The 13,601-nt window shown below is 40.1% G+C and carries 11 protein-coding genes; 3 read left to right on the top strand and 8 right to left on the bottom strand.

The annotated features are described in order from the left end of the window. Nucleotides 1–54 precede the first annotated feature (54 nt). From SSAL8618_RS02330 to gdhA, 7 genes are all read right to left on the bottom strand, one after another. Nucleotides 55–678, bottom strand: coding sequence for a GNAT family N-acetyltransferase (locus SSAL8618_RS02330; protein ID WP_037599568.1), 624 nt, complete (start codon nucleotides 676–678; stop codon nucleotides 55–57). 107 nt (nucleotides 679–785) lie between these two features. Next, nucleotides 786–2,564, bottom strand: coding sequence for an ABC transporter ATP-binding protein (locus tag SSAL8618_RS02325; protein WP_038675389.1), 1,779 nt, complete (start codon nucleotides 2,562–2,564; stop codon nucleotides 786–788). Then, the gene (locus SSAL8618_RS02320) at nucleotides 2,554–4,368 is read right to left on the bottom strand and encodes an ABC transporter ATP-binding protein (RefSeq protein WP_038675388.1); all 1,815 of its coding nucleotides are present in this window, start codon (nucleotides 4,366–4,368) and stop codon (nucleotides 2,554–2,556) included. Before SSAL8618_RS02320 ends, SSAL8618_RS02325 begins: the two co-directional genes overlap by 11 nt. Before the next feature lie 3 nt (nucleotides 4,369–4,371). After that, nucleotides 4,372–4,815 (bottom strand): MarR family winged helix-turn-helix transcriptional regulator, encoded by a 444-nt coding sequence (locus SSAL8618_RS02315; protein WP_002885568.1) that lies wholly within the window; start codon nucleotides 4,813–4,815, stop codon nucleotides 4,372–4,374. 186 nt (nucleotides 4,816–5,001) lie between these two features. After that, complete coding sequence (locus SSAL8618_RS02310; RefSeq protein WP_038675386.1) at nucleotides 5,002–5,412, bottom strand: peptide deformylase; 411 nt, start codon at nucleotides 5,410–5,412, stop codon at nucleotides 5,002–5,004. 158 nt (nucleotides 5,413–5,570) lie between these two features. Continuing rightward, complete coding sequence (locus SSAL8618_RS02305; protein WP_223896503.1) at nucleotides 5,571–7,112, bottom strand: putative glycosyltransferase family protein; 1,542 nt, start codon at nucleotides 7,110–7,112, stop codon at nucleotides 5,571–5,573. A 280-nt stretch (nucleotides 7,113–7,392) separates the two neighbouring features. Continuing rightward, entirely contained in the window at nucleotides 7,393–8,745 is a 1,353-nt protein-coding gene (gene gdhA, locus SSAL8618_RS02300) for an NADP-specific glutamate dehydrogenase (protein WP_002885547.1), read from the bottom strand. Nucleotides 8,746–9,103: 358 nt separating this feature from the next. Here gdhA and SSAL8618_RS02295 point away from each other — a divergent pair, with 358 nt between their 5' ends. The 3 genes from SSAL8618_RS02295 to SSAL8618_RS02285 all read left to right on the top strand — a co-directional run bounded on the left by SSAL8618_RS02295 (nucleotide 9,104) and on the right by SSAL8618_RS02285 (nucleotide 11,600). After that, the gene (locus SSAL8618_RS02295; RefSeq protein ID WP_038675384.1) at nucleotides 9,104–10,210 is read left to right on the top strand and encodes an AAA family ATPase; all 1,107 of its coding nucleotides are present in this window, start codon (nucleotides 9,104–9,106) and stop codon (nucleotides 10,208–10,210) included. 56 nt (nucleotides 10,211–10,266) lie between these two features. Then, nucleotides 10,267–11,028, top strand: coding sequence for an NUDIX domain-containing protein (locus tag SSAL8618_RS02290; RefSeq protein WP_038675382.1), 762 nt, complete (start codon nucleotides 10,267–10,269; stop codon nucleotides 11,026–11,028). Between the two features lie 68 nt (nucleotides 11,029–11,096). After that, nucleotides 11,097–11,600: an HdeD family acid-resistance protein gene (locus SSAL8618_RS02285; protein ID WP_013990123.1), complete on the top strand. Its 504-nt coding sequence runs from the start codon at nucleotides 11,097–11,099 to the stop codon at nucleotides 11,598–11,600. Between the two features lie 79 nt (nucleotides 11,601–11,679). Here the strand turns inward: SSAL8618_RS02285 and SSAL8618_RS02280 are convergent, their stop codons facing one another. After that, nucleotides 11,680–13,560 carry an ABC-F family ATP-binding cassette domain-containing protein gene (locus SSAL8618_RS02280; RefSeq protein ID WP_038675380.1) on the bottom strand — a complete coding sequence of 627 codons (1,881 nt, stop codon included), beginning with the start codon at nucleotides 13,558–13,560 and terminating at the stop codon, nucleotides 11,680–11,682. Nucleotides 13,561–13,601 lie beyond the last annotated feature (41 nt).

Genomic DNA, 13,601 nt, shown 5'->3' with positions numbered 1-13,601 from the left:
AAAATCCAGCCGAAGCCAGATTCATTTTGCTTATCTAAATTAAATAGCACAAGGCTATGCATCAAGTGATTTGACAAAAGGCCAGTTGCCTAGTTTGTGTGTTTCGTAGGTCAAAACCTTATAACCACATTGTTTGTAGCCATTTTTCTCGTAGAAAGGTACATTGTAATCGCGATTAGTAATCAAACCAAGACTGTGACCGCCTGTACTACCTACAAAAGGTTCAACCCCTTCAAGCAAGAAACGACTCCCTATCCCTTTTCTTTGATAATCTGGAGTCACCGCCAACATCATCAAGTACCAGTCGTATTCTGCAGAATCTTCCAGATGTCTTTCGGACTCTTCAACAAAGTTAAAATACTTGAACAACTTGGTGATGCTTATAAAACGAAAGAGCTTAGTCGCCCCATTTTGAAGATAATTAAGCATAGAAATCGTCTGATGCTGTAAAATAGCTGCCGCAACAATGCGACCGTCCTTTTCAGCCACCAAACATGAGTCCCGTTTAATCGCCAAACGCACCAATATTTCCTGCAAGGCTAAGACAAATTCCTGATACTGTTCAGGCTTCTTTAAATTACTGGCAATCATTGAAAGATAGGGGTAATCTTCAAAGGCATCGGCACATACTTGTGCAACTTCCTGAACTTCGTCTAGTCTTGCTTTGCGATATTGCATCATAATCTCCTAATCTGTCTGTTTTTTTCAGTATAACACAAAACGCATGACTGACAGTCATACGTTCTATGGCCTTTTGTAAAATCTTATAATTTTATAAGAAAAGTTTAGGCAACTTCTTCTGTAAATTGACTATTATAAAGATCAGCATAGAAACCATCTGCTGCCATGAGCTCATCATGATTGCCCTGTTCAATAATGTTACCATCTTTCATCACAAGGATAAGGTCAGCATTTCGAATGGTTGATAAGCGGTGGGCAATAACAAAGGAAGTACGACCTTCCATAAGCTTGTCCATGGCTTTTTGAATCAATTCTTCTGTTCGAGTGTCGACAGATGATGTCGCCTCATCCAAGATAAGGAGAGGGGCATCCTTAAGAAGCGCACGTGCAATGGTCAAGAGCTGCTTCTGTCCAACTGATAAGGTCACAGAATCATCCAAATAAGTATCATAACCCTTTGGAAGTGTGGTAATGAAGTGGTGAACACCGACGGCCTTGGCTGCAGCAATAACTTGCTCATCAGAAATATTCTCTTGGTTGTAAATCAAATTATCACGAATAGTACCTTCAAAGAGCCAAGTGTCTTGAAGCACCATTGAGAATTGGTCATGAACAGTTTCACGCTTCATGTCATTCGTATCGACACCGTCAATGGTGATACGACCTTGGTCGATGTTATAGAACTTCATAAGCAGGTTAACAATAGTCGTCTTACCAGCACCCGTTGGACCAACGATCGCAATCTTTTGACCCGGCTTAGCAAGAGCTGAAAAGTCATGAATAATAGTTTTTTCAGGAGTATAACCAAAGGAAACATGGTCAAAGACTACTTGACCTTTAGTATCTGTCAACTCAGCAGTCTTAGCTGACTCGTCGTCCATATCTTTTTCTTCCAAAAATTCAAAGATACGACCAATGGCTGCAGTAGCTGATTGGAGTTGTGTAATCCCTTGGGCAATTTGAGAAAGAGGTTGTGAGAAGATACGAACATAGGTCATGAAGGCTACCACATCACCAATAGTCAAGCTACCATCAATAACTTTGATAGCACCCACAAGACAGACCATGACATAACCAAAGTTCCCAATGAAAATCATAAGTGGCATCATAATACCTGAGATAAACTGTGATTGCCACATCGATTTATAGAGTTTATCATTAAGTCCCTTGAAAGCTTGACTACTTTCTTGAGCAGCATTGTAACTCGTTACGACTGCTTGACCCGTGTAGATTTCTTCAATATAACCATTAATATTAGCCAAATTTTCTTGTTGGCGTTTGAAAAGGGGTTGTGAGAAGCCCATGATAAAGGCTACCAGAACAAAACCTATCAAGACAGAACCAATCGCAGTGAAAGCCATAGTGACATTTGAGTAAAACATCATAATAATGGCTGCTACCAAGAGAACACTTGAAGTAATCAAGGTACCTAAACCTTGACTAAGCGATTGTCCCAAAAGGTCAACGTCATTGGTCACACGAGAGAGGGTATCCCCTTGAGAGTGACTATCAAAATAATTAAGAGGAACACTGTTGATTTTCTTTTGGATAGCTGTACGGAAACGTTGTGAAAAGCGTTGTGTAACCGTCGCAACGGTAAAGCTTTGTAAGTAACCCACAATGGCTGAAATGGCATAGAGAACAGCCAAGGTCATAGCAATACTTGCTACCTTGTCCAAATCAATACCTGGAATCGTCCCCATTTTTGTAGGTGTGATACCTTCAGTAATAGTATTGGTAATTTCTTTAAGCTTATCTGGTCCAATAACTGTAATGACCGCTGAAATAATTGCTCCAAAAATCGCAAGGACAAACGGAATTTGGAAACCTTTAATATAGGGTTTTAAGCGTTTATAGGATGATGTTTCTGGCTTATTTTCCATTTTCTAACTCCTCCTTAGACAATTGTGAATAGGCAATTTCTTGGTAAACCTCATTATTTGCCAAGAGTTCCTTGTGAGTTCCTTGACCAACGACCTTACCTTGGTCAAGTACCAAGATTTGGTCCGCATCCATAATAGTAGAGATACGTTGGGCAACAATCAACTTGGTCATATCTTGTGTTTTTTCAGCCAATTCTTGACGTAACTTACGATCGGTCTTATAATCCAAGGCTGAGAAGGAATCATCGAAAATCAAGATTTCAGGCTTACGTGCCAAGGCACGCGCAATAGCCAAACGTTGCTTCTGTCCACCTGAGAAGTTAGACCCAGCTTGGGCAACTTCTGCTTTAAGTTGACCTTCTTTATTTTCAACAAAGTCTTTTCCTTGAGCCAATTCGAGAGCTTCCCAAATCTTAGCATCATCAAGGGGACTGTTATTGCTCGTTCCCATCGTCATATTTGACGTGATATCACCTGAGAAAAGCACAGCCTTCTGTGGAATATAACCGACTATATTGTGCAAGGTTTCATGGTCATAATGTCGCACATCGACACCGTCAACCTTGATCGTTCCTTGCGTGGCATCATAAAAACGTGGGATAAGGTTGACAAGCGTTGATTTACCAGATCCAGTCGAACCAATAAAGGCAACCGTGTCACCTTTTTTAGCTTTGAAGCTAACATGCTCCAAAACAGGCTCTGAAGTTTCAGAATAACGGAAGGAAACATCATCAAATTCGACAGTACCCACTTCTTTAGGCTTTTCAGAACTATTTTCAGGATAAGAGACTGAAGATTGGGTATCTAGAACTTCATTGATACGACTAGCTGCTACAACTGCACGTGGAAGAAGGAAGAAAACAACAATCATCATCATGAATCCCATAACAACCTGCATGGCATAAGATGAATAAACCACCATGTCTGAGAAGAGATGGACCTTATTTTCCATGGCACCAGCAATCTTAGTTGGATCTGTTGGAATCTTAACATCTTCAATCAAATGTGCACCAATCCAATAAATAGCCAGTGTCAAACCACTTGATACAGCAGTCATCACCGGTGTCAGTAAGGCAAAAGAACGACCGATAAAGAGATTGTTTTGGGTCAAATCAGTATTGGCCTTTTCAAATTTATCCTCTTGATAACTTTCGGCGTTATAGGCACGCACCACACGAATTCCTGTAAGAGATTCACGCGTTACGCTATTCAGTTTATCGGTCAGCGTTTGAATCAAGCGTTGCTTAGGCATAACCATAATCAAGAGGAAAAGCATGAGAATGGCAATCACTGCCACAGCGACAAGCAAGGCAAGGAGCCAATTTCCATTTTTATCGGCAATCTTTGTAATCGCCCAAATGGCCATGATAGGCCCCTGTGTAATAACCTGTAACCCCATGGTAAGTACCATCTGCAATTGGGTAATATCATTTGTCGTACGGGTCAAAAGACTAGGAATGGAGAATTTCTTGATCTCTGCATCCGAAAAATCTAGAACCTGATGGAAGATATCATCACGAAGACGGGTGGTAAAACTTGCCGCTGTTCTGGCAGCTAAGAAACCAACAACTACAGAGGCCATAAAGCCTGCAAATGACATTAAAAGCATTCGCATCCCTGGGGCATCTGTATTCCAGGCAAAAATATCCGACGCTTTAGTTCCCTTAGTTGATAAGAGTGTCGTAATATCAGACATATAGTCTGGAATTTTCAAGTTTAGATAGACGTTCAAGCAAACAAAAATCACCGCTAAGACAATCATGATTAACTCTTTTGTCGTCAAACGTTTAAAAATTTTAAACATAAGTTACTCCTTATTTTTTTCTAAATTCATACGAATTTGGTGAAAGACACGAAAGGCTGTTTCAGCATCTTCTTTGGAAATACCTTCTAACAGCTGTTCATGGATGGCCTCTCGAAAATGTTTGACATCTCGAGCTTTCTTTTTACCTAAGTCTGTCAGATGAACATACTTGTAGCGTTTATCCTTGTCCGATGTCACCAACTCAACAAAACCATTTTTTTCCATTCGTTTGACCAAATTACTAGCCACTGATTTAGAAATACATAGTCTTTTTTCAATGTCTTTGATAAAGATTTCTTTATCTTGATTGTCAGACAAATACTTGACAGCAAATCCTTGAGGGCCAGCTAAATGCTCAACCCCATGGACCTTTCCTAACTCTTGCACGCGAGATTCCATAGTATTGATGAATTCTCTGAATTCACTAAAAGTATCTTTTCCATGCATCGCAAGTCCCTCCTTGAATAATTCTCATGGAAACTATTTTAGTTCTTATGAGAACTAATGTCAAGAAAAAAGTTCTTATGGGAACTAAAAAAGAGTGAGAAAAAAAATTGCTTTCCACTCTCACTCCCATAACTATGATTATTAAGGATTTGAACTCAAAAACCTAGCCCACTTGGGCTAGGCTATCTAAATAATAATCCCCTCCAAATGATCCAATTCATGTTGAATAATTTGGGCTGGCATACCAGAAAAACTTAACTGTTTAGGCATCCATTGTTCATCTAAATAGGCAACCTCAATCGACTCATAACGTCTGGTCGGACGACTTCCCTCTAAAGACAAGCAAGACTCCTCTGTTTGATAAGGTGAGGACTTGCTGACTAAAACAGGATTAAACATGACCAGATTGACAAAACCGATATTGACGATAATAACACGCTTTTTAACGCCAATCATATTGGCAGCCATACCCACACAGGCTTCCTTATGAAACTCCAGTGTATCACGTAAATCTTTAGCCAAATAGAGGTCTTCTTTAGTCGCTTCTGTCGATTTTTGTCCAAGGAAAAAGACATCCTTTACGATAGTTTTTATCATCTATTTACTCCCTTTTCTTATCTAAACTATGAAATCATATACACTTCTTTTATCGGAAACAAAGGTTTTCAATTTCATATTAATCACCTTGACCTATTATATCAAAAGGGCTACCATCTAGTAAAACAGACAAAAAAAAGAAACCCGCAAGCTTCTTTTTAGTCATCTTTCTTCACTCTATACAAATAACCAATAAACGCCAAAAGACTAATAGTTGATACACCCATTGCCAATTTGGCAACTGGGGTATAGCCATAGGTCAAAACGACATCATGCTTACCTGGTGGTAGGACTAGATTAGTTGGATTCTTTTCCTTAGCTAAGTAAGTAGTTACTCGCTTTCCATCAATCCTCGCTTCTTGTCCTTTATAGTAGAAAACTGGTAGCGACAAGACTTTAGCTTCTTTTGACTCGTTATCTACTGTAAGTGCTAGCTCCTTTGGAGAACGGCTGATGGTTGACTTAATTTCCTGATTATCCAAGAAAAGATGTTTGTCAAAGACAAAGCCAAAGGGCACTTCTTTATTGGTGTAATCGCCATTTATATTTTTATAAGTTCCCTTAGCTAGCATTTCTCTCGTGACTTTTGTATTGCTTGGCAATATATTCTTGGCTTTAGTCATCTTATCTTGGACAGTAACAATCTGAAACATATTCAGGCAAAGACCAAACAAGACAAGTATCGTCGTTGCCTTCATAGACATATTTTCCAAGATATTAGACAAGGCTAAGCTGAAGAAAAGCAAGGCAAAACTCCATAATCTCCAAGGAAATTGTAGATTGGACACTGGACTCTCCTGTAATAACTGCCAAGGAAAACTATTCAAAGTTAAAAAAGCCAAAACAAGAGAAATAAAAAGGTAAATTCTAGCCTCCTTATCCTTCACAAAACGCTTAGCAAAGATTAGGCTTAGCACTAGACCCAGGAGATAGAGAAGATTAACTGATGGAGTCCTTAAATCGCTTTTTAGAATAAGCTCCCAGTTGTCTACCAGACTTAAAGCAGTCTTGGATAGGAGTGGTTTAAAAGTCGTTCGTAGGCTTACATACTTAAATTGCTCTATCATAGGAACAAAGAAAGCTAGCGACATACTCAGAGTGACTAAGGTGGCCTTAAGAAATCCTAGGATACGTTCTTTTTTATCACCCCATGTCCAAAAACTAGTTACCACTGCTAAGAAAATCATAAGGGAAGCCAAAAGGACCGATAAAACATGGGAATAGACTAAGCCAAGCATCCCAAGGGTCAAGACCCACCATTTCTTATAATCTCCAAATGTTATCAATCGGACACCAACGAAAACTAGAGGTAGAAAAATCATCGCCAGCGTTTCGCCAACGGCTGCCCTATAATAAGAATTGTGCAAGAAATAACCCGAAAAGAGATAAAAGGTAGCAAATATCATCACCTGTTTATCAGAATATTTCAATAAACGTAATCCGTAAAAACTAAGTAAACAGGTTACAAAGCGAACAAGAAATTGAAAACTCATCCAGGCTACAAAGACTGACTGAGTCAGCTTATAGATTATAAAAATAGGATAATAGGTCAACCAGGGATAAAAGGTATTGATTAACTGTCCAGTCCCTCCGTTAGTTGTAAAATTGATAGGACTCTTCCAGACAGTATCCAAGGATAACAGTCGGTTAATGTGAAAGACAATATCATCACCATAAAGCTTGTCCCTAAAAAAGAACATAGGCAGTATTGACACTATGCTGATCAAGAAACTTATTAGAAGGACTGTCTGATTAGTATACTTCTTTTCTTTTGCCCCACAGGGATCCTTTCCAAGACTCACGATTATTCCTCTCATATTCTAATTCATAAAAATCTACTCTAGAAAAAGATTTCTTACTAGCTCATTATACCAAAAAAGGACAAATCTCCTCTTCCTCCTAAGTCTGTCTAAACAAAAAAAGAAACCCGCAGGCTTCTTTTCTTATTTTATCGAGAGGCTATTGGTAATAGTCTATTAATTAAACGATACCTTGTGCTGACATAGCATCTGCAACTTTAAGGAATCCAGCGATGTTGGCACCCACAACAAGGTTACCTTCATGACCAAATTCTTTAGCAGCTGCTGCAGCATTTTCATAGATACCTTTCATGATATCGTAGAGTTTAGCATCAACTTCTTCGAATGTCCATTGTGTACGTCCGCTGTTTTGTGCCATTTCAAGAGCTGATACAGCAACACCACCGGCGTTAGCAGCTTTGGCAGGACCAAATGATACACCAGCTTTAAGGAAGACATCAATAGCTCCCAAAGTTGAAGGCATGTTAGCACCTTCTGAAACAGCCAATACACCATTTGCTACAAGTGTTTCTGCATCTGTTTCATCCAATTCATTTTGAGTTGCACATGGGAATGCCAAGTCAGCTTTAACTGACCAAACTGTCTTTTCACCACCAGCAGGTGTGAAGGTTGCATTTGGACGAGCTTCTGCATATTTAACGATACGTTCACGTTTAACTTCTTTGATTTCTTTCAACAAGTCAACGTCGATTCCGTCTGGATCATAAACAAAACCAGATGAGTCAGAACATGTTACTGCTTTAGCACCAAGGCTTTGCAATTTTTCAATAGCGTAGATGGCAACGTTACCAGCACCTGAAACAACTGCAGTTTTACCGTTAAAGTTTTCACCACGTGCATTAAGCATTTGTTCTGCAAAGTAAACAGCACCGTAACCAGTTGCTTCTGTACGAGCAAGTGATCCACCCCAGTTCAAACCTTTACCAGTAAGAACACCTGTGTACTCGTTACGAAGACGTTTGTATTGGCCGTAGAGGTAACCAATTTCACGTCCACCAACACCGATATCACCTGCAGGTACGTCTGTATCTGCACCAATGTGTTTACTCAATTCAGTCATGAAGCTTTGGCAGAAACGCATGATTTCGTTATCTGATTTACCTTTAGGATCGAAGTTTGATCCACCTTTACCACCACCGATTGGTTGACCAGTCAATGAGTTTTTAAAGATTTGTTCGAAACCAAGGAATTTGATGATTGATTGGTTTACTGATGGGTGGAAACGAAGACCACCTTTGTAAGGACCAATAGCTGATGAGAATTGTACACGGAAACCACGGTTTACTTGTACTTGTCCTTTATCGTCAACCCATGGCACACGGAATGAAACGATACGTTCTGGTTCAACCAAACGTTCCAAAAGGTTTTCTTCAATATATTTAGGATATTTATCGAAGACAGGAACAAGTGAATCGAAAACTTCTTCAACTGCTTGAAGGAACTCAGCCTCATGGCCATTTTGAGCTTTCACTTTTTCAAAAACGCTAGCAACGTACTCTTTACCTGTTGTCATATCAATGTTTCCTTTCAAATAATTACCTTAGTAATTTAATTACATGAATAGTATAAATTTTCAGAATCTTCTTGTCAAGTATTTTCTGCTATTTTTTTGATTTTTATGTTAGGTTTTGTGACATAGCAAGTGAATTCTACTTTTTTAGTTAATTCTAAAAAGCTATCAATTCAATAATGTAAGCGGATTCTATTTTTCTGGTTTTTCTCCAAAATTTTTTAAACTTTTTTTGAACTTTAAGGCTAAAATGTGTTGAAAATAATTTAGTGAATTTACTATTTTTACATTTACAAAGATTACCAACTATGCTATCATAAATTTAGTAATTTTACTAAATCTTGAAAAAGGATCATTTTTTATGAAAAGAAAACAATTATCAGGAAAGCGCATCGGCATTGTTTTTGGAACTTTCGCTCCAATGCACGTCGGACACGTTGACCTCATTACCAAGGCAAAACGTGCTAATGACAATGTGCTCGTCATCGTAAGTGGCAGCAACACACAAGAAGATCGTGGGACACGCGCAGGCCTATCACTCAATCGACGTTTCCGTTATGTTCGAGAAGTCTTCTATGATGATGAATTAGTCGTTGTGGATAAACTAGACGAAGCTGGGATGCCAGCCTATCCAGAGGGCTGGGTGCCTTGGGTTAATCGTGTCAAAGAGCTTATCGCTAAGAATACGGATGATCCTGAAAAGATTACCTTCTATGTTGGAGAGCCAGAGTATGTAACTGAGCTCAATCGCTATTACCCTCAAGCTCAGGTAGAACTCATCGAACGGTCTATTATCAATATCTCTGCTACTGAGATTCGAGACAATCCGATGGAAAATTGGCGTTTTATCACCAAGCCTTTCCGTCGCCACTTTACGCGCAAGGTCCTTGTTGTTGGCTCTGCTAGCGGTGGAAAAACTACTCTTGTTAAGGATTTGGCCCGCACCTACAACGCCCCTTGCTCTCTGGAATATGCTAGAGAATATCAAGAAAAATACAATGTTCGTGATGATGAACTAGATACCAACGACTATATTCACCTCCTAACAGATCAATATGCCCAAACCTCTGATATCATTGACAAAGGACAGCATTCGGGTCTTATTTTTGCCGACACCAACTCAACAGTCACCAAGGTTTATATCGATTACTATTTGAAAGAAAATATTTCTAAAGAAGAATTTGACATGCTGGATAGGCTCTATCAGGTAACCCAGGCCCGTGAAAAGTGGGATTTGATTTTTGTGATTCTGCCAAAATCAAACTATGTGGATGATGGTTTCCGTGACATGACTATGGCTGATAACCAAACACGTGACTGGTTTACCCAGCACCTCCTAGACCTCCTATCACCATTCAAGGATAAAATCGTTATTTTAGGGGAAAATAGTAATAGCGACAGCTTCTTTGCGGACAACTACCACAATGCCAAGAAGGCAATCAAGGAACGTTTACACATCGAGATTTAGAAGCCTGATGTAAAGCAATCATCATTTGAACTTACAATAAATAAAGGAGGAAACCTATGACTAAAACCTTCGAAAACTCTGGTAGTGAAAAGGAATTTTTGGACATCTATCGCCGAGAAGAAATGGATAAGTACGTTAAACCCTCAGTGACCGTTGACTCGGTCATCTTCCGCTATTATGAAGGAAGAGTCCAAACCTTACTTATCAAGCGAAAAAACCATCCCTTCATGGGGAAATACGCCCTCAGTGGGGGCTTCGTTCAGAAGCAAGAAGACCTCAATCTAGCTGTCTGTCGTGAGGTACAGGAGGAAACATCCGTTAAACTCGACCCTGACCACATTGAGCAGCTCATTACAGTAGGAACACCTTATCGGGATCCTCGAATGTGGACCATTACAGTGGCTTATCTATGCTTTATGGCCTTTAATGACATTCAAGTGGAAAAGGCTGCCGACGATGCCGCGTCTACGCATTGGTTAGACATCACCATGGTAGACGGTCAACTGCAACTTGTTGATGGTGATAAGACACTGTCACATGATGACCTCGCCTTTGACCACTGGGAAATTCTCTTAACGGCTATGGAACGTATCAAGGGACGACTCGAATACTATCCAACTATCCTTTCCATTATGCCCGAAGAAAACACCTTGACCACCTACCGTCAACTTTTTGGTACCTTTAATGAAGACTACCTCAAGATGGATTCCACAAATTTCTTGCGCCGCTTTAAACACCTCTTCCAAAAAACAGGTCGTCAGGTAGCTACGAGAACCAGAAAAGCTGCCACCTACACTTATAACATCAAGCCACTCTAAAGTAGGTCTTTGTTTGACAATTTGATACTTATTTAGTAGTATTAAAAAAAATTAATAAGAGGTATCCTATGAAAAGTTTTACATTGATTAGTGGAATTCTCATTACACTCTTGGGTGTCTTTTTCTTCGCTAATCCTACAAACCTTCTTGCCATCGTTGGTTGGCTGTTTGCCCTAGTGATGCTCATATCTGGTGTTTCAAGTCTCATGGTTTATTTTAAACGAGATAACGAAAACCGCTCCTTCTTCCAACTGCTTCAGAGTATCATTTCCATTGTTTTTGGGATTATTTTGCTATCAACATCAGCATGGGTGCTCTCAGGTGTAGCTGTAACCATTATTGCTTGGTGGCTTCTTGTCTCAGCCTTTACACAAGGCTTTCAAGCTCATCGCCAACGTCAATTCGGCTTCTCAGGACAACCCGCCCTGTCAATCGCCTTAATTTGTCTGGTATTTGGGCTCTTGCTCTTTAGTGCTCCGTTTTTCTCAGCCTTTCTTATTGGGCGCTTGGTAGCTTCCTTAATTATCTTTACGGGTGTTTCAGTCCTTTCCTTTTCATTCCGCTTGTGGTAAGAAGAAACCAGACACTACATAAACATAAAAAAAGCCTTGCAAATGCAGGGCTTTTGTCATACTTTGATTACTAAAGAGCTTATCCCTCTAGCTCACTCAAATACTCATAGCGTTCATACTTTTCAAGTAGGGTTTCATTAGCAGCATCCAAATCACGTTGAAGGGTAGCTAACTGTCCATAATCGCTAGCATTTTCAAGCATGGCTGCTTCAATCTCTTCGATTTTGGCTTCAAGGTCAGCAATCTCATCCTCGATGGTCGCCCACTCTTGTTTTTCAAAGTAGCTCATGCGTTTTTTGTCTTCTTTGACTTTCTCAACTTTAACGCTAGCTTGCTCTTTTCCTTCTCGAGGAGGGCTGATTGCTCTTGTAAGAAGGCTTTTTTCATCAAGATAGTCAGTGTAGTTACCAAAGAACTCTCGCACGCCACCCTCTTCAAAGGCTAGAATCTTGTTAGCTACCTTGTCCAAGAAATAGCGGTCGTGACTTACGGTAACGACAGGGCCGCCAAAACCATTAAGGAAGTTTTCCAAAACCGTCAAAGTTGCAATGTCCAAATCATTTGTCGGCTCATCCAAGAGCAGAACGTTAGGCTTTTCAATCAGAATCTTAAGTAGATAAAGACGTTTCTTTTCCCCACCAGAGAGCTTGGCAATCTGTGTCCCATGGGTAGAACGAGGGAAAAGGAATTGCTCCAAGAGCTCTGTGATACTGGTTGTTCCAACCGTTGTCTTAACTTCATCTGCAACTTCTTGCAAGTAGTTAATGACACGCTTGCTCTCATCCATATCTTTAATTTGCTGTGAGAAATAACCAATACGTACCGTCTCACCAATATCTAGGACACCAGCTGTAGGCACAAGGTCACCATTAATCAGATTGAGCAAGGTCGATTTTCCGACACCATTATCCCCAACAATACCGATACGATCACGATTTTGCATGATAAGATTGAAATCACTGAGAATTTGCTTGCCATCTTCATAAGCGAAATCGACATGCTCGAAGTTCACTACCTTCTTACCAATACGGCTGGTCTCAAAGTTAATTTCAAGATCCTCATTATTGACCGTTTGGTGAACCTCACCCTTAAGATCCTTAAAGCGATTGATACGAGCTTGTTGTTTGGTTGCACGTGCCTGCGGTTGCGTTCGCATCCATGCCAACTCCTGCTTATAGAGTTGCTTTTTCTTGTGAAGGGCTGCTGCATCTCGTTCATCTTGTTCGGCCTTTAGACGCACATAGTCTTGATAATTCCCTTGATATTCAATCAAATTAGCCTGGTCTAACTCAAAGATACGTGTGGCTACATTGTCCAAGAAATAACGGTCGTGGGTAATAAAGAGTACCGTCTTTTTAGAAGACTTGAGAAAATTCGTCAACCAAGCAATAGTATCAATATCCAAATGGTTGGTTGGCTCATCCAAGAGCAGGAGATCTGCATCATTCAAGAGAACCTGAGCCAACTGCACACGACGACGAAGACCACCTGAGAGGTCCCCGACCTTTTGCGAGAGATCTGACAATCCCAACTTAGACAAGACTGTCTTAACCTCGCTCTCAATGGACCAAGCATCTAGACTATCCATCTCAGCCATAACCTTCTCCAAGCGAGCCTGATTCTCCTCAGAATAATCTGCCATAAGGGTTTCATATTCACGAATCAAAGCCATCTCACGAAGGTCTGATGACAAGACTGTATCAAGCACTGTCTTGCTGTCATCAAATTCTGGCTCCTGAGTCAAATAAGCAATCTTATAGCCATTAGCCTTAGTGAAAGGTGACACATCACCATCAAAACCAATACGCTCAGAGACAACATCTAGCAAGGTTGTCTTACCTGTCCCATTGACACCAATAATCCCAATACGATCCAAATCATGGATAATAAATGAAATCTCTTTAAAAACCGTCTTGTCTCCAACGGACTTGGTTAATTTTTCAACAATAAAATCTGACATCTTACTTCCTTCTTACAAATAACACCGCTACGGATCCTACG

Source organism: Streptococcus salivarius (assembly GCF_000785515.1).
GTDB lineage: Bacteria > Bacillota > Bacilli > Lactobacillales > Streptococcaceae > Streptococcus > Streptococcus salivarius.
The sequence above is the reverse complement of the archived record's forward strand: the minus strand, read 5'-3'. Positions and strand labels throughout refer to the sequence as shown.